Here is a 20,623-nt window from a genome sequence, read left to right as displayed (position 1 = left end):
GAAGTGAGGAAAAAATGTTAGCAGATTTAATTGGAAAGCAAATTTCCGCTCAAGTAATCGATGAAAACGAACACTATGTCTTTGCCCAAACGGAAGGGTTGACCTTTCGCTTAGCAAAGGCTGAGTTGAATAAGTTACCCAAAATGGGGGCAACCATCTCTGGCTTTGCCTATGAAAACGAAGAACATGAGTTACAGTTGACAAAAACACTCCCTAAGAGTGGCATAGGGCGTTATGCTTGGGGTAAAGTGGTCAAGGTCAATAAGAGCCTTGGGGTCTTCGTTGATGTTGGCTTGCCTAATAAGGATGTGGTTTTATCCTTAGATGAATTGCCAACTTTAACCCAGTTATGGCCTAAAGTTGGTGACGAATTAATGGTTGCTTTAAAGGTAGATGTTAAGGGGCGTTTATGGGCAACCTTAGCAACCGAAGAAATGTTTAAGCAGATTAGTCTTAGGGCGACTAAGAAGTTACAGAATCGGGATGTTTCTGCCCGGGTTTACCGCTTAAAATTAGTGGGAACTTATGTAATCACAACTGATTATCAGCTAGGTTTTATCCACCCAAGTGAGCGGGTTGACGAACCACGCTTAGGCCAAGTGCTTTCTGCAAGGGTAATTGGGGTTAGAGACGATGGCAGCTTAAATCTGTCCCTACGCCCTAGAGCTTATGAGGCAATTTCTGACGACGCCCAAATGATTTTAGCCGCCTTAAGTCATTCGCTAGATCACAGTTTACCGTTTACAGATAAGTCGAGCCCCGCAGAAATTAAGGCTTACTTTGGGATTAGCAAGGGCCAATTTAAGCGGGCCGTCGGTCATTTGATGAAGGCGGGCTTAGTTAAACAAAGTGAGGGTAAGCTACTTTTAAATCAGACTGAAGGTGACATCTATTAACAATTTAGTCGCTGATTATTTGCATTACCTAGTTGTTGAACGGGGGTTAGCGGCTAACAGTGTTGCTAGTTATCAAAATGACCTTAAGAAGTTTAGTGCTTTTTTAGCTGAGCAAAAGGTGGAGTTAACCGCAGTCGATAAGAAGGTGGTTTTAGACTTCTTAGAAGCACAGACTAAGGAGAAACTAGCTAATGCTAGCATCTTACGCCTAGTGACGAGTTTGCGCAAATTTTTCCAGTATCTGGTTGAAGAAGGTAAAGTAGCGGTTGATCCGATGCTATTAATTGACACCCCTAAGAAAAAGGCAAGCTTACCGGAGGTTTTATCGCCTAAAGAAGTAGAAGCCCTCTTAAAGACACCCAAGACTGGGGAAGCTTTAGGGTTACGTGACCGGGCTATTTTAGAGGTAATGTATGCAACTGGCTTACGGGTTAGCGAGCTGGTTAATTTAAAATTGGCTGATTTACACCTAGAATTAGGGATTATTCAGACGATTGGTAAGGGGCAAAAGGAGCGCTTAGTTCCCATTGGCGATGTGGCTTCTAAGTGGGTCAAGTTATATCTAAAGCAGAGTCGGCCTAAACTAGTTAAGCAAAAACGTAATCCCTATCTATTTGTTAACTTTCATGGTAACCAATTAACCCGCCAAGGTATTTGGAAAAACCTTAAGGCTCTGGTTAAGCAGGCTGGAATTGAAAAAAACGTGACGCCGCATACCTTACGCCACTCCTTTGCAACCCACATCTTAGAAAATGGGGCTGACCTCCGGATTGTTCAAGAGCTTTTGGGTCATGCTGATATTTCTACCACCCAACTTTACACGCACTTGTCTAAAAAACGGCTTAGTGCAGTTTATAAGCAGAATCATCCCCGGGCTTAAGTTGTGCTTCAAGTTAAAGTGTGTTATCTTTTAGAAGAATGTAAATTATTTTTAGGGGGGCTTTTATGCTCTATAAATATAAAGATAGTTATAAAAAAATTGCAATGGGACTGCTGTCATTCATCCCTGATTTAAAGGACATCTCCCACCTGCAAACAGAGCTAGATTGGTATCAAAAAGATGCCAGTCGCTTTTTATACCTCTGGAAAAATGAAAATGGTGATTTTTCGGGCGTGGTCGGCTTTGAATTAGTCAATAAACAAGTCATCGTCCGCCATATTGCCCTTTCACCGGCTGAACGTAATGAAGGGGTTACTTATAAGATCCTAGACGAATTGGCGACCCTTTATCCTGAAGCAAAGATGATGGGCAGTTTGGAGATTGCTGCAATTATTACGAAGTGGGAACAAAGAAAAGATGGCGAATGAAAGTGAACAAACGAAGTTAACCTTCAAATTAGCTAGCTTTGAAGGGCCACTGGACTTATTGCTTCATTTGATCAAGCAAAACGAGATGGATATTTATGACATTCCGATGGTGACTATTACCTCGCAATACCTAGCCTACCTGCACCAAATGCAAACCCTGGAGCTAGACATTGCCGGTGAGTATTTAGTGATGGCTGCTACCTTATTAAACATCAAAAGTAAGATGCTCTTGCCTAATCAACCAGTTGAGGTGGAAGCAGATTACGAGGATCCACGGGAAGATTTGGTTCAACAATTAGTTTTACACCAAACCTTTCAGTTAGCAGCTGAAAAGCTAAAGGACTTTGCGACCGAACGGCAAAAAAGTGTTGGCCGTGAGCAAGCTCAGGTTCCGTCAGATGCTAAGTTAGGGCAATTAAAGGCGGGGGCGACTACAGTTGCAAACTTGCAACAGGCCTTTGCCCGCCTCTTGGCTAAGAAGCAATTAGTTAAACCAGTTAAGCGTCAAGTCTACCAGGAACGCTATAACCTTAAGGATACCTTGGTGGTCTTAAAGCAAAAAATTCGGCAGGCTAAGGCCCCAATCTACTTCGACAGTCTATTTGCGGACCAAACTGATTTAGAGCAAGTGGTGACGACTTTTTTAGCCCTCTTAGAGTTAGTTAAGCAAGGAACAGTCGTTGCTAAACAAGAAGTAACTTTGGGGCCAATCTTAATGATAAGTGGGGAAAAAGATGCTTTCTAATCAAGCTAAAATTGAAAGTTTACTCTTTGTCAGTGGGACAGAGGGGATTAGTTTAAGTGAGTTATCCCAGTTGACGGGACTATTAAAGCCAGCAATCGTGGAACAGTTAGGTAAACTACAATCCAAGTATCAGGCAGATAAAACTTGTAGTTTTGAATTACTTAAGGCAGACGAGCGCTACCGTTTGGCGACTAAGAAGGGCTTTGCTAGTTTAGTGAAACGTTACTTTGAATCGCCAACCATGACCGAGTTATCGGGGGCGGCCTTAGAGACCTTGGCAATCATCGCCTACAAGCAACCGGTCACGCGGTTAGACATTGATGAAATCCGGGGGGTTCAGTCCAGCGGGATGCTGCAAAAACTCCTCTTATTAGGGTTGATTGAAGAGGGGGGCCGCTTAGAGCTTCCGGGGCGGCCGATTGTTTATAAAACAACCGAGGCCTTTTTAGACTACTTTGGGTTAGAATCACTGGCCGCTCTGCCAGCCCTTCCTAAGGTAGAAGATGAGGAGCCCCGCACAGATGGAACTGACTTTTTAGAATTATTCCAACAAACTTTAAATAAGGATGAAGGTGAACAGTAGTGGCAGAACGGTTACAAAAAGTAATGGCTAACGCCGGGGTAGCTTCACGCCGGGCCAGTGAGAAATTAATCTTGGCTGGTAAGGTAATGGTCAACGGCCAGGTAGTTACTGAGTTAGGTACCAAGGTAACAGGAGCCGACGTTATTTTAGTCAACGGTCAAGCGATTGATCAAGAAAAAAAGGCTTACTATCTCTTTTATAAGCCCCGCGGAGTCATTTCCGCAGTGAGTGATGATAAGGGCAGGAAAGTAGTTACTGATTATTTTGAAGAGATTCCGGAGCGCTTATATCCGGTGGGGCGCTTAGATTATGATACCTCCGGTTTACTGCTTATGACTAATGACGGTCAGTTAGCTAATGCCTTGATGCACCCGCGCTTTAAGGTGGATAAGGTCTATGTGGCTAAAGTTAAGGGCTTAGTTCAAACTGAGGATTTAAAGCGCCTGCGGCAAGGGCTAGTAGTGGATGGTAAAAAGACGGCTAAAGCTAAGGCCAAGCTCTTAAAACAGGATAAAGCTAAGGGGATTTCCTTAGTGCAATTAACTATCCACGAGGGTCGTTATCACCAGGTTAAAAAAATGTTTGAAGCCCTAGGCTACAGGGTTAACAAGTTAAAGCGGGAACGTTACGCTTTCTTGGATTTAAGCGGGCTAACTTCAGGGGACTACCGCAAGCTAACGGCTGCGGAGGTCAAAGGGTTAAAACAGTTAGTGCAAGGATAATTACTTATCAAAAGTTAGTAAAAATACTTGCGGTTCATAACTAGCTATGCTAGAATATAGGTGTTAAAAATTAATGGTTTATCTTCAGGGCAGGGTGAAAATCCCGACCGGCGGTAAAAGTCCGCGACCCTTGTTTAAGGTTGATTCGGTGCAATTCCGAAACCGACAGTGATAGTCTGGATGGAAGAAGATAGTATTTTATTTAAGTAAAGACTAGCTGAAACCACTTGCCCTAACTAGGTGTAAGTGGTTTCTTCTTTTACTTAGGTGAAAACTGGAAGCATGAAGATAATCCGCTAGGGAGGATTCTTTTATGAACCATTTTTCAACGAAAAAGTATGTCTTAGTTGCATGCTTAGCCGCAATTTCTTACTTGTTAATGTTCTTTTCCTTTGCCGTTATTCCAATGGTACCGTGGATGAAGATTGATTTTGCCGACGTGCCAATCTTAGTAGGTTTCTTCACCTTAGGACCAGCCGGTGGTAGCCTGGTAGCCGTTGTGCGCTCCTTACTTTACCTTTTAGTAGAAGGAGTTTCTGTGGCAAGTCTTATCGGGGTTTCTACTAACCTCTTAGCTAGCTTTGCTTTTTGCTTACCGCTTTACTTTACCCTAAGAAAGCAAGAGACTAAGTTTGTTGCTTACGTCAAAGCAATTAGTTTAGCTACGGTCAGCTTAACTTTCTTCTTGTCGTTAGCTAATTGGTTGGTTATTACCCCGCTATATATTGCGGTCTTAGGTCTTAAACTAAATGTACCACTAGCAACCATGGTCTTAGCTGGGGTCGTACCTTTCAACCTAATCAAGGGGGCCTTAGTTGGTACCATCTTTGCGTTAGTCTACGCTAAGCTTCACGCTTGGTTAGGCCAAAAAGCTAGTCAGTTAAGTCATTAAAATCAAAGCAGTGCTTGCCTTTAGGTGGGCACTTTTTTAATGGAAAAATTTTAATTGAGAATTTGAGTAAAAGCTGAGCTTAAAAATTTGGCTGGAACTTTTTAATTGTAGACAAATACTGTCTAGCTTCTGTTTTATATTTTAATCAAGAAGTCAAATTCATAATCAAAACTAATAAAAATGCAAAGACTAATTATGGTGGATAATCTTTAGCTAAATTGTGTAAAATATCCTTGGAGGTGGTTATATGGCTTCTTTTGTTGCTGAAGTAAACAATGATTTTGCACCGGATATTGACGAAAATGAAAACGTACTCAAGGACGTCTGGAAGCAGTACGAAAATGTAATTGTTCAGAGTTTAATCACATCTTTTGGTTTGGATTTTATTCAAGACCAACATGGGGGAGATGTTGATACTATCCATAATGTTAGACAAATAAGTAAAGACCCCAAGATGCACTACAAAAATGCTCAAAATGCAACTGATTATGCTAAGCGGGGGGCGTACGATTCAAGAAAGTATCATCAAGATCCACGTTATATCGCTATCAATAGAAAGATGAGTGAAAGCAAGAAGAATGGCACCCTAACAGACGCGTATACAGGTAAGAAAGTGGCCCGTAATGCCAAGATGGATTTAGACCATGTTATTTCTGCTAAAGAGATTCATGACGATCCAGGGCGCATCTTAGCTGGGACAAAGGGAACGGACCTTGCAAATACTAAAGATAACCTCAAGCCTACGGATAGGAGCATCAATCGTTCCATGCAAGCTAAAGATAAAGAAGAATACTTGCAAACTTGGGCGGAGAAAGGTCCCCAAAGGCAGGCTAGGATTAATGAATTACAAGCCAAATCTTCTCTATCCGATAAAGAACGCAAGGAATTGAATAAACTAGAGAAGCAAGAAGAAATTAATCCGAATAAGGTGCGGGCTGAAGAACAACACGCAAGAAAAGCCTATGATAGACAAGTTGCATTTGATTATTATACGAGTTCAAAATTTTTAACGGCTACGGTTAAAGGTGCCGGCAGTCTCGGTGCAAAAATGGGGTTGCGTCAGGCAGCAGGGTTAGTACTTTATGAAGTATGGGCTGCAGCTAAAGCAGAACTTCAGGCGCTGGCACCAGGTAAAAGTTTAAAAGATATGTTAGAAGCGGTTGCTAATGGAATTAAAAAGGGGTTTGCAAACGCCAAGGAAAAGTACCGGGAAATTCTGGCTAAATTTGGTGAAGGTTTCTTAGCGGGGGCCTTGTCAAGCCTGACAACCACTATCTGTAATATCTTTTTTACCACGGCCAAAAATGTTGTTAAGTCGATTCGGCAAATTTATGCATCGGTTGTGCAAGCGGGAAAGGTCTTATTATTCAATCCCGATAACCTTGAGCTAGGAGAGCGGATAAAAACTGCGACAGTAATTTTAGCTACGGGGGCGAGTGTCCTTGTCGGGTCAGCCGTTGGTGAATTAATTGCTACGACACCTATAGCTGCTACTCCAATAGGACCAACTGTGATTACATTTTGTTCATCATTAGTAAGTGGACTGCTTTCCTGCACGCTACTTATTTTCTTGGATAGGAGCGATTTTATCAATAAACTGATAGATAAATTTTACCTGGGGCTTCAAGGAGTAGTAGCTGACTATAAAGCAGCCGCCGATGCCTTTGAAGAATTGGCTGCCAAATTGAGCCAGATTGATATTGCCAGCTTCCGGGCTGAGACGGCAAAATACCAGCAACTAGCTTTAAAGATTGAAACTGCCAAGTCAGAAGCAGAACTTAACACAATCTTGCTGGCTGCTTACAAGACCTTTGACATTAAAATTCCTTGGAAAGGTAATTTTGACAGCTTTATGGGCAATCGGTCAAATCATTTGGTATTTGAATGATGTTTAAATGTAGTTCTTGTGGCGAGTGTTGTCGCAATCTTGATAAATCGCCCTTATATAAGGATTTAGATAGAGGGGATGGCACTTGTAAATACCTGGTGGGAAATAAGTGTTCCATTTATGATAAGCGTCCCTTGTTTTGCAGGGTTGACAAGTGTTATGAGCTTTTTTTTAAGGACCTTTACACCAAAGAAGAATATTATGAGATGAATTATAAGGTATGTAGGCAATTACAAGCCAAGGCATTAAAAAATAAAAAACAGGGAGGAAATTAAGATGCCATTACCACTTATTATTGGCGGGTTAGCCGCCGTTGCGGGTGTTGCTAGAATTCGTTCAGGGGGGATTACGGCAGGATTAGCCCCTGGAATTTATGGTGGTATTAAAATGAAGGAAGCAAATGACACCATGAATCTTGCTAAGCAAAAGCATGAACAAGCCATTAACCGCTGTGAAGAACAGAACAAGGAAACAACAGCCTTGATGGACTCCATTGTTAAACGTGAATTGAAAATAAGGGCTAGCTTTGAAACTTTTTCGAATATAATTGAACAGATTCAAGGCCGGCCTGATTTTAAGAATATGAAATTTGAGCGGATAGATCTCCCGCAATTTCAAGCCGATGAGTTAAGGGAAATCTCGAGTGGAGTAGCTATGGTATGTAGTGGGATGGCACTTGAATCTATCCTTTTAGGAGGTACTGGTCTAGCTGTCGGAAGCGTTATTTTAAGCATAACCGGTTCAATGTTATCCAAACAAGCTGATGAAGCTTATAGGCAGGCTTCAAGGACTGAAGAAAAGGTTGAAGAAATCGTTGGTTATCTTAAAGAGTTAACTACTGTGGCCAAAAACTTTGAGCGAGCCTTAATGGAAGTTGAAACTCAATATAGAAAACGGTTGGATAGGTTGGATGAAATTGTTAATTATTATGGAAAGAAAAATTGGAACGATTTCACTAGAGATGAGAAGGAAACGACAGAAAATACCGTTTTGCTTGTAGGAATACTGTATAAAATGCTTAAGACTAAGTTAAAGATTGAAAATCATGCTGAGGATGGTATCGGTATTGTAAATAAATACGAAGTGCGTTCCGTTGTTTCAAAAGCAGATCAAGTTTTGGACAAAGTTCGGGCTGAGTTCTAGTAAAAGTTAAGTATCTAGGAGGAATGGTTAATGTTTTTAGGAAAGTTATCTGGAAAAGAAAAAGAAGCTTTTATTAGTTTAAGTGTTCATGCGTCAAAGTCAAATGATGTCTTTGCCCAAGAAGAAAAAATGATGATTCATGAATACTGTAAGGAAATGGACATTCCTACTTGGAATGAAGAAGACATCCTTTCAATTGATGAAATTGTTGCGGTGTTTAAGAGCTCGGAGCTACCTATTAAAAAGATTGTTCTATTAGAAACACTCGGGCTACTATATTCAGATGGGACTGTTGATGAAAACGAAAAGGAATTTATCAAGGAATACGCAGAAAAAATTGGCTTAACGGAAGATATTGTTGAAAAACAAACAGTTGCAATCAAAGAATATCTAGATGCTCTAAAGAAAGTTACTGAAGCTATCGCATAGTTTAAAAGCTAAATAAAAAAATGAGGTTGGAAAAATTTTTTCCAGCCTCGTTTTTTGCTAGTCTTCATAATTGGCCAGCATCCTTTGAATGGTGGCTTTCATCTCGTCGCGAAACTCAGGCGGACTGACGATGGTTACCATGTCTTTTTGGCTTAAAAACCACATTAAGGCCCCAGTATCGTAGGTAGTTACTTCCAGTAAGAAGGTTTGCTCGTCAATTTTTTTAATGGTTTTTGAGATGGGAAACTTGTCCAAAGCAGCTTCCACAATCCCGGTGTATTTAAATTGGACAGTAATTGGTGTACCGGGATACATGAGCTGAATCTTCTTTTTTTCGTCCCCTAAGTCAAAAGGAATTCGCTGATCGTCAGGAATCTTTTGGTCAGAATACTTCCAATTTAAAATTCGGTCTAACCGGTAGATGATGTTCTTTTTAAATTGGGGGTTGTAGGACACGATATAAAAATAATAATCCGAAAAGGTCAAGGCCACCGGGGCGATGGTGCGAGTAATATACTTATGCCTTTGGGTGAGGTATTCAATTGTGATAGTTTCTTTTTGCAAGATTAACTTGGAAAAAGTATAGATTGCCGCCAAAAGTTGCTTATCCTTAAGGTGTTTTTGTTCAACATAGCTAGCCAGTTCACTGCGGATGATGGGTTTGATGTCTTTTTGGTCTTGGGGGGTAAGTAAGGCCACTAAGGAAGCGACTAAAGGTTCTAACTCCTTTTTCGCTAGGCTGCGGCTTGCTAGTAAGACCTTGATTAAGACCAAGCACTGGGCCTTACTTAAGCCAAGGCCATTGCTATTTAGGTAATAGTTATGTTCTTTGGCGTCATATTCCAGGTTATACTTATTAAAATAGTCGCTTAAAAAATTTCGGATACTAGCAAAGTCTCGTTGGGCGGTGCGGGCGTCAATTTTAAACTTATCTTGGTGGTCCTTTTTAGCCAGGCGCTCCCCCGAAGCTAAAAGCCGGTAGAGATAAAGCTGTCTAGTAGCAGCGTTTGCTTTTTCGATAGTTATCATTCCTTTCAATAAAGTCACTTTTATTTTAAGGACTCTAGTTAGCTGTGTCCACTAAATTAAGCAGAAAAGTTGCTAACAGGTCAAATAATGTCTAATCTTAGCAACTACTTGCATAGTTACTGGGCAAATGCAATGTAAATAATCATAGATAAACACCTAGTTTTAGGGTATCTTGGTATAGACAACGATACCGGAGGTAAGTTTTACCAAAAGTATTGAGAAATTATTATTTAGTTAAATCTGTGGGTTTTTATGGCCCATAAATATATATTACGAGTGAGGTTTTTTTATGAAAACACTAGTAGCCCTCTGTCCATACGTGGCTTATAGAAACGAACAACTTTTAAAAGACTGTGTCTTAATCGCCTATAGCTTCACCAACCTGGGTTACTAAGTTAAACTAGTCACAGCTAAAAAAGAGGAGCTCACCTACTTAAAATACCTCCCCAAACTTGAGGTTGACTACCTGGTCGATTATCTTAAAAATTATCAAGGCAAAATTGACCGGCTCTTTTGCTTGGGGCTTTATCCCGACTATGGGAAGGCGATTAACTATTTTAAACAACACTTTGATGGTCAGGTAATTTTAAAACTTGATGCTAACCCCTACTGGATGGATATTATTAACTACCAAGAGTCTCTTCAACAAGATATGATTAAGGCTTGTGACCTAATTAGCTGTGAGGGACGGGCGATGCAAAGTTATCTGGCTAAGAAGTGGAAGCGACCGATTGACTTGATTAGAAATGGTTTTCCAATTAAAAACATTTAACCCGGAGCTTAGCTTTGACATAAAAGAAAATATCATCTTAAATGTGGGCCGCCAAGATGAAAATAAAAATACGAACTTTAATTTGATTAAATTTTGCTATAGTATTCCTTTCTATAGCATATAAAGTGTTTGTTTTATATATTCTTAAATCCCCAAAAATAGAGGGTGTAACCAAAGGAAGGGCACTATTTTAGAAGTCATAGCGGTACTATCCTTAATAGTTACTGTAGCAGTGTTTACAACAATCTATATAGTAAAAAGTAAATGTTGATATATATTTGCAAACTTGAAAAATAAATCTATTTTTTATGTATTATGTATAATTAAATACTTTACTTAATTAATATAAAGATGAGCTTCGTTAAATTTTATTCAATCTAACGGAGCTCATTTTTTACTAATAATGGTAAATTTTTAAGGCCTGGTCAAATAGTGTCCAGGATTTTGTTAATAATATAGTCAACAAGAATGATTTTAGCAATTATCATGCAAACTTAGTGTAAATGCAAAAATCAAAGCTAATAGATACGCACTTGGCTTTAGAGTAAATTTTATTATGTAACTTTTAATTAAGGAAGAGGTGTTAACTATGTACGAATACAATAAGGTTTATCAGGAGTTGGCTGAAATTTTAAACGAACGAGATGTAGAGAAAATCTACAAAAATTTTCGGGGGATGCAAATTAATTTTCCCATGCGACTTTACTCGCGGGAGTCAGTCAAAGAGGAGATAGCTAATCAGAAAGGCGAGATTGATATTAAGGCTACGGCTATGAAAACAGGTTATAGTGTATATACCATTCGCCGGATGATTAATGAAATTAAAGAAGATTTAAAATAGTAACTATTTCAAGTGTCAAGTGAAGATTTTGGGAATAGGTGCAGTTATGTTTTAAATACGAAGAGAGATGATAGTTGTGAATTTTTTAGCTTTAATAGAGTTATTATTTACCCTCGGGATTTTACTTTTTCTATATAATGTGTATAAAATTTTAACAAGAAATGCAAATATAATGAGAGATGGATGTATAGTTGTTATTATTTTAATTGTTATTGCACTTCTTATTGACTTATAAAAAATTGGTCTTAAGCTAGCATTTTATTACATAGTCGGGGTACTTTTACTTGGAATTATTTTACTAATCAAAAAAGAATTGACGATACAGTCATAGACCGATAATATTACAATTTATAGTTTTAATTAGATTGTTTCACAAGTAATAACTGTGGTTATTTTGATTGATTATTAGTTAGTAATTACTTTATGGTCAAAGCGATTATAGAGATTTTTGAATAGGATTATAGTTATTTACTAGGAGGTTTTTTATATGGTACCAAATAAAAAGAAAATTGAAATAGTGGAGAAATATCTCCCACAGTTAGCAACAAGCTTCAAATGCTACACTTGGAAAGATGTTTCATCTAAGAAACTTGAAAATGCAATTAAAAAATTTGCTAGGGGCCTAAAAACTGAAACGGTTCTCGGTTTTTATGATACTAGCATTATGGGTAATGGCACAAGTGGGTATATTTTTACAGATGAAAAAGTATATTACCATCAAGCTTTAGAAAAACCAGGTATGTTTTGGTATGAAGATATAGAGAGTGTGGAGCTTTTAGATTTCGAAGAAAAAGACTGTAATAATGAGTTATTAGTGTTCTTTCATGACGGGATGTCTATAACTATTAATGAAACTCTTGTAAATAAAACTCCCTTGTGTTCATTATTGCAAGAAATGGCTGAATGTGTTGCTGAATCCCCTAAAAATGAGGAACAAGATTTGGATGTTTCTGATGAGGAACTATCTTCGTTTGAAATCGCTAATATTTTTAGAGAAAGAATCTCTAGTAAACGATTAGCTAAAAATTTAACAGCTACCACTGCGAAAAGAGCTAAGGCAACTTCTAAGCTAGCTTTGAAGAAGACGATTGGTAAGGGTGTGGGCCTTAACCCTATTGGCAAGCTTGGGATGACGCTAGGTTCAGCGGCTGTTTCTGCTACTGTTGGTGCGGCAACTGGCAAGATTCATGAAGCTTTCATTGGTGAAAACATTAATGAAATGATAAAGATACTTCAATCTGAATTTAAAAAACTGGCAAAAGCTTACCGACTGAACATAAAGGAAGCAGAAAAAGCTGTCGATAAATTAATGGAAGAACTAGATGGAGAGTCATTGGAGTATGTATATAAAAGTGATGATAAAGAAGAATATGCAAGAGATGTTTTAATACCTATTATCGAAGATGTAGTAAGTAGACGCAATCAAGTATTAGAAGAAGGTGACGACTAACTGTCTGATAGTTTAAAGCAGGCAGAAAATAATGTAAACAGCTACATTGAATAACCTAATGCAATAAAATTTTGCAGAGGGTAACAGCAAACATTAGGGATGGTATAGAGAAAAATACGATGTTAGGTTGAGGTATAGTTATGGAAAACTTTAACGGAAGAGAGATATATAGCTCAGTTGAGAATAGTCTTGACGACTTACTAGCAACTTTAAAGGTTGATTTAAGTGATAATCAAGATATTAAATCTCTCCAAGAAAAAGCGATTGGAAATATTTCCAAAAATAAACAGGACTTAAGTGACCTTATTAAGGAATTAGAAAAAAATTCTGACTGGAATACATTTACTATTGCCTTCTATGGTGAAACTAATGCAGGTAAATCAACAACCATTGAAGCTTTGCGAATTTTACTTAACGAGAAAACCAAAGTTAAACAGCGAGAGCAGTATAAAAAGCAAGCAGTTGCATTTGAAAGTGCTATGCAAGAAAAGAATCGTATCGAGGAAGAAAAAAACCAAGTTACTGAAGTTTTTAAGAATAAAGAGCGGATCTTACAAAGCGAATTAACAGAGCTTTCAAAGCAACTAGGCAACGTTGAAGGAAAGATATATGCAGAAAAAAATAAATTATCTGATTTAAATTATAAAATTTTAATGAAGATGGTATCTTCTAATAAGAATTTATTAGCTGCGTTGTTTAAGAAACTCCCTGAACAAATAGAATATCGAGATTTAGCTGACAGTCTGAAAGGAAATGAAGATGGTGAGTTAATTGCTAAGATAGATGATGTGGAAGAAACATTACAAAATGAAAAACTTCGTAATACTGAGCAGCTACAGCAGTTAGAAACTGAATTAAACAAGATAACTGAGAGTATTGCTGACTTAGATGAAAAAGTTAAACAGTATGCGGACGGTGCAATTATTGGCCTTAAACAAGATTTTACAAGGGATGTAACTTCTTATGAATTTACTGTTAATAGACAAAACTTTAAGCTGCTAGATCTTCCAGGGATTGAAGGTAAGGAGGGACTGGTTAAGGCTCAGATTGAAGAAGCTGTTCAAAAAGCTCATGCGGTAATATATATGCGGAAAGCTGCTAAAAAATTACAAGAAGCAGGCGGTAATGATGACACAAGCGAACTTGATAAGATAAAAAAGCATCTTTCTCAAGAACAAGAAGTGTACTTACTATACAATAAGCCGATACCTAGTCCAGGAAAATTGGTAGCACTTAAAGGTAAGCTACTAACTTCGGAGGAAAGAGAACAATTAGAAGCAACGAGTGACTTTTTAATGACTGAATTGGAAGGGGCATATAAAGGCTATAAAGTTGTAAGCGCCTATCCCGCTTTCTTAGCATTAGCGAATGTATATGCGTCTGAAGAAAATGAGGATATGAGGAAATTCTACAGAAATAAGAATAGCTTCTTAAAGAAATTTACAGAGGAAGAAATGTTACGGGAGTCAAAGTTACAAGACTTTGCTAACTGGATGACCGATAACAAAACGGGCCTTATTGGAGATAGCCAGAGGAAAATTAAATCAGCTAATATTAAAAAGGTTAGACATGCTATTGAAGGGGCAAGTAGTAGTGTTCACACTGGATTTACGGAGTGGGATGAGCAGACTAAAGTTATCCGTAAACATTTAAATCATGCCACTAAAGATATTAAAAAGCAGTTAGATAATTTTAAACTAGAAGTAGCTACAATAAAAAGAGTAGTTATATCTAACTTTAGAAATGAGACTAGGGCTGAAATTGACACTGAAATAGAGAGTGATATTAATAATAAGGAGTTTGAAGGTATTTTAAAAGAAATATCAGAAAAGAACATAGAGAGTTTACAAGCAGAATATGCTGCTAGACTAGAACAGCAAATAGTGGAATTGTCGAAAGACATTGAGAAGTGTATTAAGAAAGCAACAAGTAGTATTCAAACTGAATTAGACTTTAGAAAAAGTGATATGGATTTAGATTTAGGAAAAGAGTTAAAAAATTTAACCATTAATGTGAAGAATAAAAGTTACTTGGGCGAAACTATTGGCTTAGTTACGAGTTTAGTTGCTCTTTTATTTCCAGGTGGTATGTTTATAAGTATTTTAAGTGCGATTGTATCTTTTGGTAAGTTGGTATGGGGGTTCTTCGACCATTCGTATAGAAAATCTAAACAACGAGAAGCTAGAAGTGAGTATATAGAGAAATGCTGCACAGAAATTGATAGCACTTTTGATGAAAAAAATGAACAGCTATTCGAAAAGGTTAAAGAACAATTAAATAAAGTCTGTGCTACTTTGTATGAAAAAGCCAGGGCGTTTGAAATAACCAAGCAAAAATACATTGAAACTGAAGAAAAGTTAAGCAAAATTGTAACTAACTTATAAAATGAGGTGTAATCATGAAAAATGTTGATACAGTGGGTGCATTTGAAGTAAAAAAGGAAAAAGTTAATAAGGTTCTTAGTGAACTACAAGAGTATTTGCAAGCCGGTCAAAGTTATGGTTTAGAGATTGGTGACGATACTATTCAAAAGGTTAAAGATAGTATTGCTAACTTTAACAAAGAAAACGATGAGTTAAATGTTGCTTTAATCGGGGCTTTTTCAGAAGGGAAAACAACGATTGCAGCTGCTTGGACGGGAAAATTAGATAAGAGTTCTATGAAGATAAGTTTAGCCGAATCGTCTGATAAAGTAGAAATATATGATGTGGATAATAAGATCAAATTGGTTGATACTCCGGGTTTGTTTGGTTCTGGTAGTACTGAAGATGATATTAAGTACCGGGATATTACAGAGAAATATGTAAGTGAAGCACACCTTGTCTTATATGTGATGAATCCTGAAAATCCGATTAAAGCTAGTCATAAAGAGGAATTAGTATGGTTATTTAAGGATTTAGGATTACTGTCACGGACAATTTTCGTGTTGGGAAGGTTTGATGAGGTTGCTGATGTTGAAGATGAGGAAGACTATAAGGAAAGCTATAAGATTAAACGTGATACAGTGATTGAGAGTTTAAGGAACTTCGATATTATTAGTGGGGATGAAGAAATTGATGTGGTAGCTGTTTCTGCTAATCCATTTGATTCAGGAGTAGATTATTGGTTACAAAATAAGGATGAGTATGAGCGGTTGTCACATATTAAAATTCTCCAAGAAACAACGGCTAAAAAAGTCTCAAAATTAGGTAGTACGGAAGAAATACTCTTAGAAACTAACAAGAGTATTATCAAGGATGTTGTCACTCAAAATAAAGATGAGATTTCGGAAGTAGTGAATAAACTCAACAAATTAGTAACAGATAAAAAGGATGCTTTAGCAGAAATTAAGAGTAACCATAAAGAAGATAAAGATAAGATTACTCGTGCACAAAAACAGATGAGAGAATACTTAAACGGGATTCGTAAGGGGACGATTGCAGATATAAGATCATCTGTACAAGAGACCTTGCCAGAAATTGTACACAGACAGGTAGGAGAAAACGGTGAAATTATTAAAACAGATATCGAAAATGAACTTAGGTCCTATGTAGAAAGTATCAATAACAGTTTGGATAATACTATTGACACATACGTAACGCAGGTAAGTAAAACAGAAAAATTAGTTACTGATGCATTAAAGAAAGAAATTCCTAAATTATTTGCATTTAGATTTAATAATGAGTCTGTATTAGCAATTCGTGATGTGGTTGCGTCTGGTTTTAAATTTAAACCTTGGGGTGCTATCAAGGTAGCTTCTGGGCTTAATAAGGCGATTCCGATTATTGGAACTGCTGTTAGCATTGTTGGCTATGCAAAGGAAATCAATGATCAAGTCAAATTTGAAGAAGATAGAGAACGGCTCGCCAATGCGATTGAAGAGATTGTTAACATTTTCTTAGGGATAGTCAATAATGATGAAGAGTTTAAGAAAAGTTATTTCCCTAAGTATTTGGAAACAGATAAGATTATAGAAGAACAGGAAAATGGAATTCACGAATTAGAAAAAACTCTGAATGATATTGAAGCATGGCAGGATCGTGGGAAGCAAATTGAAAAAGAATATGCCAAATTACTTCAAGGCTAAGTTTTACTAAAAGGAGGCGAGAGTTATGTCAATTTTTGGAAGCAAATCACCAAAGGATACCCATGGACCAGTGGTGAAGACGGGGCCAACTGCGGGGCAAAATAGGTCACGCAATAAGGACGGTGCTTGGCGGGCTAAGCGTAGCGATGCCGGCCAACCACGCAAGAAGAAAGACTAATTTGGGATATTAGACGCTAAACAGGGTGCCTGCCGTCTGGCAGGCACCCTGTTAGTTTTGGTTGAGGCGTTGATTTAGTTGGCGGTAGTAGTTAAGCGAGGTTAAATCTAGGCGCAGGCGGGTGGCTAGTTGCTGGTCGCTTAAATCTTGGTGGCTGACTAAGAAGTAGCAGACGGCGTTTTGGTAAAGTTGGCTGGGCTTAAAGCTAAAAGGAAGCTGGGCTTGGTCTTGCTTCAAATACTTGTGTAAAGCTGGCAAGGTTAGGGTGGGGTTAGCCAAGTTGAGCCGTTGTTTTAAGAAGAGCTCCAAGCTATTTTGGCGGGCCTGTAAGTCGGCTTGGTGGTTTTTAAATTCGGCTAAAAAGGATTGTTCAAAGTCCAACCAGCTTTCACGGTCCAGGATCTGGTAAAAGCCGGGTTGAAGCATTTCCTTAACGGTATAAAAGTGACTGGTTAACAACAAAACCAAGCGGCCGTAATAAGACAGGCTGTCATCACTTAACAGGAGTGGGAGTTGGTCAACCCAGTTAAGGGGCAGGCTGTCATCTGTTTGGCGTTTTAGACCCTTTAAGCCGATGGTGGGGAGGCTGGTAGTTAGTTTATTTTGAAAGAGAAAGTTGAAGTAGGTGGTAAGGTGGGTTAAGACCTTATTGTAGGTGGTGTTTTTAATGTTACGTTCGACTTGGAGCATATTGAAATAGGCCCGGATATCCGTTTCTTCGAGCTGGTCTAAGTCGGGATTGACTTGGTATAAGACGTTGAAGTGGCGCAAGTAATTAAAGAGGTCGGCCACGTCGTGGTTGATGTCGTTGATGGTATTGTCTGCTAGGAGACGGTCATGTTTAAGGTAGTGACTAAAGCGGTCGGCATAGGGAAAGTCCATGTTAGTTCCTCCATAAAAAGTTACTTTAACTAAGATGATTATATCACACTTGGTGACAGGAGGAAAACTTTGCTAGAATAAAGCTAAGGAAGTGAGCAATAGATGCAAATAATTATTTCACCGGCCAAGCAAATGAAAGCCTGTGATGATTTTGAAGTGCTTGGTCAACCACGGTTTTTAAATGAAAGTAAGCTCTTAATGACTTACTTACAGGCTTTGAGTTTAGAAGAGCTACAGGCTTTGTGGCGTTGCAGCGATAAATTAGCCTTAGAGAATTATCAGCGCATCCAGGATTTTAGTTTTGAAAGGCAACTAAGTCCGGCCGTATTTACCTACGTGGGCCTACAGTTTCAAGCGCTAGGGGCGGATGTTTTTACCCAAGCCCAGTTAAATTACGTTCAAAAGCACCTCTACATCCTTTCAGGCCTTTATGGCTTACTACGTCCTTTTGACGGTATTAATCTCTACCGCCTGGAAATGCAGGCTAAGCTTAAGGGCTTTTCAAGTCCAACTCTCTACCAATTCTGGGCTGACAAACTTTATCGCGAGCTATTTGCACCCGGGGAGTTAGTCTTAAACCTGGCCTCTAAGGAGTATGCCAAGGCGGTTAGTCCTTATCTGCAAGCAGGTGACTGCTTTGTAAGCTGTCGCTTTGCCCAGCGTCAAAATGGGAAGTTAGTCGTAAAAGCCACCGCCGCTAAGCAAGCGCGAGGCGACATGGTTGCTTATTTAGCTAAAGTTAAGGCTCAGGGGGTAGAAGCTGTAAAGAGTTATCAAGGCTATGGCTACCACTATAGTGAAGCAGACTCTACGGCTAGCGAGTTAGTTTTTATTAAACAATAGAAGGTTACTTTAACTTTTGATAAAAAAACAAAAAGAAACAGGGGAATTCTATCTCTTGTTTATTCTACAAGCAAATGTTACCGCTTTACAAATTTGTACCAACATGTTATTATTGTACCGTTAAGAAAAATATGAAAGGTGGATGCTAAATGGCTAATTTTAGAAAAGACTTCCTGTGGGGTGGCGCTACAGCAGCTAATCAAGTTGAAGGTGGCTATGATGAAGGCGGTAAGGGCTTATCAGTGACAGATATTCAAACCGCTGGTAGTTTAACTTCACCTCGGTATTTAACTTATACCTTAAATGGCAAAAAAGATAAGATTGCAGGCGCTCCGGGAGAAGGATTGCCTAAGGGGGCTAAGGGTGCCATCTTTGATGATGAATACTATCCTAACCACGTTGCGATTGACTTTTATCATCGGTATAAGGAAGATATTAAGCTCTTTGCTGAAATGGGCTTTAAGACCTACCGGCTCTCAATCGCCTGGACTAGAATTTTTTCTAACGGTGAGGGGAGTGAACCTAACCAAGCGGGGCTTGACTTCTACCGCCGGGTCTTTGAAGAACTACGTAAGTATAATATCGAACCATTAGTAACTATTTCTCACTACGAAGACCCATTGGCTTTGAGTGAAAAGTATGGTGACTGGTCAGACCGCGGCATGATTGATGCTTACGTTAACTATGCGAAGGTCCTATTTACCGAGTACAAGGACTTAGTTAAGTATTGGCTAACCTTTAACGAAATTAACTCTGCTTTGCTCTTAATGGAAATGTTCAATCAAGGCCGGGGCATTTCTGATGAAGCTTACCAACATGCCTACCAAAAACTGCACTACCAATTTGTGGCTTCTGCTAAGGCAGTAAAGATTGGGCATGAAATTAATCCTGACTTTATGATTGGGAATATGATTTGTGGAATTGCTAATTATCCTGGTTCACCAGATCCTAAGGATATCTTGGCAAACCGCTATGCCTGGGAACAAAATATTCACTACTGTGGTGATGTTCAATGTAAGGGTGAATACCCATCATTTGCTAAACGTTTATGGAATGAACATAATGTTTCCCTGGATATTACCGACCAAGATTTAGCAGACCTTAAGGCAGGGAAAGTTGATATGTACACCTTCTCTTATTACATGTCTAACATGGTAACCACCCATGAAGTTGAAGATAAGGCTAGTGGTAACTTCTCTGCAGGTGCTAAGAACCCATATCTTAAGTATTCTGACTGGGGTTGGGCTACCGATCCAACTGGCTTACAATACTACCTAGAATTAATCTATGATCGCTATCACTTACCAATGATGGTTGTTGAAAATGGTCTAGGCGCTGTTGATAAGCTTGAAGATGGCAAAGTCCACGATGACTACCGGATTGACTACCTTCGTCAACACATTCAAGCCATGGACAAAGCAGTCGCTAACGGGGTAGACCTCAGAGCTTACACGACTTGGGGCTGCATTGACTGTGTTTCTGCCGGAACCGGGCAAATGTCTAAGCGTTATGGTTTTATCTACGTTGACCGTGATGATGAAGGCCATGGTAGCTTAGAGCGGCTCCCTAAAGATTCCTTCTACTGGTATAAGAAAGTTATCGCTTCTAACGGGGCAGATTTAGACTAAAACTATATTCAAAAAGCTTTTAAGATAATGCACATATTATTTGGATACGGTCGTACACTTTTATGGTTTAATGTTTTTGAGGGGAAATAGTATATTTAGTACAGGTGAGGCTACCTTGACAAAATTTATAGACACTAGTAATGAAGATGAAGTGAATATCTATCTTCCAAATGAAGAAACATTTGCAGCATTTAAAGAAACGGCAGCAATGATTGCTAATAAGAATTTAACAAGCTACGAAAGTTTACCAACTTATTTCATTCGAATGAAAAATGAAGTTGCAAGGGAAGAGGCTTAATTTAAATTACAAAAATCGCTAGTAATTGCG

At 38.6% G+C, this 20,623-nt stretch carries 21 protein-coding genes and 1 riboswitch; of the genes, 19 read left to right on the top strand and 2 right to left on the bottom strand.

Translation table 11 applies throughout. The features are described from left to right. Positions 1–14: 14 nt before the first annotated feature. The 10 genes from N4597_RS05580 (at position 15) to N4597_RS05535 (ending at position 8,606) form a co-directional block, all read left to right on the top strand. A complete protein-coding gene (locus tag N4597_RS05580; RefSeq protein ID WP_089144710.1) occupies positions 15–896 on the top strand; it encodes a CvfB family protein in 882 nt (293 codons plus the stop codon). Continuing rightward, positions 892–1,776, top strand: a complete 885-nt coding sequence (gene xerD, locus N4597_RS05575; protein WP_260905230.1) for a site-specific tyrosine recombinase XerD — start codon at positions 892–894, stop codon at positions 1,774–1,776. Before N4597_RS05580 ends, xerD begins: the two co-directional genes overlap by 5 nt. 65 nt (positions 1,777–1,841) lie before the next feature. Further along, on the top strand, positions 1,842–2,204 hold the full coding sequence (locus N4597_RS05570) for a RibT protein (protein WP_050612237.1): 363 nt from the start codon (positions 1,842–1,844) through the stop codon (positions 2,202–2,204). Further along, entirely contained in the window at positions 2,194–2,949 is a 756-nt protein-coding gene (locus N4597_RS05565) for a segregation and condensation protein A (protein WP_056976612.1), read from the top strand. The genes N4597_RS05570 and N4597_RS05565 overlap by 11 nt, the downstream gene beginning before the upstream one ends. Further along, a complete protein-coding gene (scpB, locus tag N4597_RS05560) occupies positions 2,939–3,532 on the top strand; it encodes an SMC-Scp complex subunit ScpB (RefSeq protein ID WP_260902792.1) in 594 nt (197 codons plus the stop codon). The genes N4597_RS05565 and scpB overlap by 11 nt, the downstream gene beginning before the upstream one ends. Next, a complete protein-coding gene (locus tag N4597_RS05555; RefSeq protein WP_101812116.1) occupies positions 3,532–4,254 on the top strand; it encodes a pseudouridine synthase in 723 nt (240 codons plus the stop codon). Before scpB ends, N4597_RS05555 begins: the two co-directional genes overlap by 1 nt. A 76-nt stretch (positions 4,255–4,330) precedes the next feature. Beyond that, positions 4,331–4,450, top strand: a riboswitch (FMN riboswitch). 117 nt (positions 4,451–4,567) lie between these two features. Further along, entirely contained in the window at positions 4,568–5,146 is a 579-nt protein-coding gene (locus N4597_RS05550) for an ECF transporter S component (RefSeq protein WP_170092173.1), read from the top strand. 247 nt (positions 5,147–5,393) lie between these two features. After that, positions 5,394–7,034: a hypothetical protein gene (locus N4597_RS05545; protein ID WP_260902787.1), complete on the top strand. Its 1,641-nt coding sequence runs from the start codon at positions 5,394–5,396 to the stop codon at positions 7,032–7,034. A 276-nt stretch (positions 7,035–7,310) separates the two neighbouring features. Continuing rightward, entirely contained in the window at positions 7,311–8,177 is an 867-nt protein-coding gene (locus N4597_RS05540; RefSeq protein WP_260902784.1) for a hypothetical protein, read from the top strand. A gap of 30 nt (positions 8,178–8,207) precedes the next feature. After that, a complete protein-coding gene (locus N4597_RS05535; protein ID WP_260902782.1) occupies positions 8,208–8,606 on the top strand; it encodes a hypothetical protein in 399 nt (132 codons plus the stop codon). A 57-nt stretch (positions 8,607–8,663) separates the two neighbouring features. On the opposite strand, the gene N4597_RS05530 is transcribed toward N4597_RS05535, so the two are convergent. Beyond that, positions 8,664–9,635: a helix-turn-helix transcriptional regulator gene (locus tag N4597_RS05530; RefSeq protein WP_260905226.1), complete on the bottom strand. Its 972-nt coding sequence runs from the start codon at positions 9,633–9,635 to the stop codon at positions 8,664–8,666. A gap of 517 nt (positions 9,636–10,152) precedes the next feature. On the opposite strand from N4597_RS05530, the gene N4597_RS05525 reads away from it, so the two are divergent. The 6 genes from N4597_RS05525 (at position 10,153) to N4597_RS05500 (ending at position 16,942) form a co-directional block, all read left to right on the top strand. Next, positions 10,153–10,407 carry a hypothetical protein gene (locus N4597_RS05525; RefSeq protein ID WP_260902780.1) on the top strand — a complete coding sequence of 85 codons (255 nt, stop codon included), beginning with the start codon at positions 10,153–10,155 and terminating at the stop codon, positions 10,405–10,407. Between the two features lie 589 nt (positions 10,408–10,996). Then, positions 10,997–11,248 (top strand): hypothetical protein, encoded by a 252-nt coding sequence (locus tag N4597_RS05520; protein WP_050612229.1) that lies wholly within the window; start codon positions 10,997–10,999, stop codon positions 11,246–11,248. Between the two features lie 487 nt (positions 11,249–11,735). Continuing rightward, on the top strand, positions 11,736–12,698 hold the full coding sequence (locus tag N4597_RS05515; RefSeq protein ID WP_260902779.1) for a hypothetical protein: 963 nt from the start codon (positions 11,736–11,738) through the stop codon (positions 12,696–12,698). 140 nt (positions 12,699–12,838) lie between these two features. Further along, positions 12,839–15,082, top strand: coding sequence for a GTPase (locus N4597_RS05510; RefSeq protein ID WP_260902778.1), 2,244 nt, complete (start codon positions 12,839–12,841; stop codon positions 15,080–15,082). A 14-nt stretch (positions 15,083–15,096) separates the two neighbouring features. Beyond that, entirely contained in the window at positions 15,097–16,764 is a 1,668-nt protein-coding gene (locus N4597_RS05505; RefSeq protein WP_260902777.1) for a LeoA/HP0731 family dynamin-like GTPase, read from the top strand. Between the two features lie 25 nt (positions 16,765–16,789). Next, positions 16,790–16,942, top strand: a complete 153-nt coding sequence (locus N4597_RS05500; protein WP_167588743.1) for a hypothetical protein — start codon at positions 16,790–16,792, stop codon at positions 16,940–16,942. A gap of 51 nt (positions 16,943–16,993) precedes the next feature. On the opposite strand, the gene N4597_RS05495 is transcribed toward N4597_RS05500, so the two are convergent. Then, complete coding sequence (locus N4597_RS05495; RefSeq protein ID WP_260902774.1) at positions 16,994–17,824, bottom strand: site-specific integrase; 831 nt, start codon at positions 17,822–17,824, stop codon at positions 16,994–16,996. A 102-nt stretch (positions 17,825–17,926) separates the two neighbouring features. On the opposite strand from N4597_RS05495, the gene yaaA reads away from it, so the two are divergent. The 3 genes from yaaA (at position 17,927) to N4597_RS05480 (ending at position 20,593) form a co-directional block, all read left to right on the top strand. Beyond that, the gene (gene yaaA, locus N4597_RS05490; protein WP_260902772.1) at positions 17,927–18,667 is read left to right on the top strand and encodes a peroxide stress protein YaaA; all 741 of its coding nucleotides are present in this window, start codon (positions 17,927–17,929) and stop codon (positions 18,665–18,667) included. Positions 18,668–18,816: 149 nt separating this feature from the next. Beyond that, positions 18,817–20,295 carry a glycoside hydrolase family 1 protein gene (locus tag N4597_RS05485; protein ID WP_260902771.1) on the top strand — a complete coding sequence of 493 codons (1,479 nt, stop codon included), beginning with the start codon at positions 18,817–18,819 and terminating at the stop codon, positions 20,293–20,295. Positions 20,296–20,410: 115 nt separating this feature from the next. Next, complete coding sequence (locus N4597_RS05480; protein ID WP_260902769.1) at positions 20,411–20,593, top strand: hypothetical protein; 183 nt, start codon at positions 20,411–20,413, stop codon at positions 20,591–20,593. Positions 20,594–20,623 lie beyond the last annotated feature (30 nt).

This window comes from Ligilactobacillus agilis, from assembly GCF_025311475.1.
In the GTDB taxonomy this organism is placed as follows: domain Bacteria; phylum Bacillota; class Bacilli; order Lactobacillales; family Lactobacillaceae; genus Ligilactobacillus; species Ligilactobacillus agilis.
The sequence above is the reverse complement of the archived record's forward strand: the minus strand, read 5'-3'. Positions and strand labels throughout refer to the sequence as shown.

Bases quoted from the DNA above. Each gene is read 5' to 3' on its own strand.
- N4597_RS05545 (WP_260902787.1), top strand. From the start codon at position 5,394: ATGGCTTCTTTTGTTGCTGAAGTAAACAATGATTTTGCACCGGATATT.
- yaaA (WP_260902772.1), top strand. From the start codon at position 17,927: ATGCAAATAATTATTTCACCGGCCAAGCAAATGAAAGCCTGTGATGAT.
- N4597_RS05530 (WP_260905226.1), bottom strand. From the start codon at position 9,635: ATGATAACTATCGAAAAAGCAAACGCTGCTACTAGACAGCTTTATCTC.
- N4597_RS05520 (WP_050612229.1), top strand. From the start codon at position 10,997: ATGTACGAATACAATAAGGTTTATCAGGAGTTGGCTGAAATTTTAAAC.
- N4597_RS05570 (WP_050612237.1), top strand. From the start codon at position 1,842: ATGCTCTATAAATATAAAGATAGTTATAAAAAAATTGCAATGGGACTG.
- N4597_RS05510 (WP_260902778.1), top strand. From the start codon at position 12,839: ATGGAAAACTTTAACGGAAGAGAGATATATAGCTCAGTTGAGAATAGT.
- N4597_RS05535 (WP_260902782.1), top strand. From the start codon at position 8,208: ATGTTTTTAGGAAAGTTATCTGGAAAAGAAAAAGAAGCTTTTATTAGT.
- scpB (WP_260902792.1), top strand. From the start codon at position 2,939: ATGCTTTCTAATCAAGCTAAAATTGAAAGTTTACTCTTTGTCAGTGGG.
- N4597_RS05495 (WP_260902774.1), bottom strand. From the start codon at position 17,824: ATGGACTTTCCCTATGCCGACCGCTTTAGTCACTACCTTAAACATGAC.
- N4597_RS05540 (WP_260902784.1), top strand. From the start codon at position 7,311: ATGCCATTACCACTTATTATTGGCGGGTTAGCCGCCGTTGCGGGTGTT.
- N4597_RS05505 (WP_260902777.1), top strand. From the start codon at position 15,097: ATGAAAAATGTTGATACAGTGGGTGCATTTGAAGTAAAAAAGGAAAAA.
- N4597_RS05515 (WP_260902779.1), top strand. From the start codon at position 11,736: ATGGTACCAAATAAAAAGAAAATTGAAATAGTGGAGAAATATCTCCCA.
- N4597_RS05500 (WP_167588743.1), top strand. From the start codon at position 16,790: ATGTCAATTTTTGGAAGCAAATCACCAAAGGATACCCATGGACCAGTG.
- N4597_RS05565 (WP_056976612.1), top strand. From the start codon at position 2,194: ATGGCGAATGAAAGTGAACAAACGAAGTTAACCTTCAAATTAGCTAGC.
- N4597_RS05485 (WP_260902771.1), top strand. From the start codon at position 18,817: ATGGCTAATTTTAGAAAAGACTTCCTGTGGGGTGGCGCTACAGCAGCT.
- N4597_RS05580 (WP_089144710.1), top strand. From the start codon at position 15: ATGTTAGCAGATTTAATTGGAAAGCAAATTTCCGCTCAAGTAATCGAT.
- N4597_RS05550 (WP_170092173.1), top strand. From the start codon at position 4,568: ATGAACCATTTTTCAACGAAAAAGTATGTCTTAGTTGCATGCTTAGCC.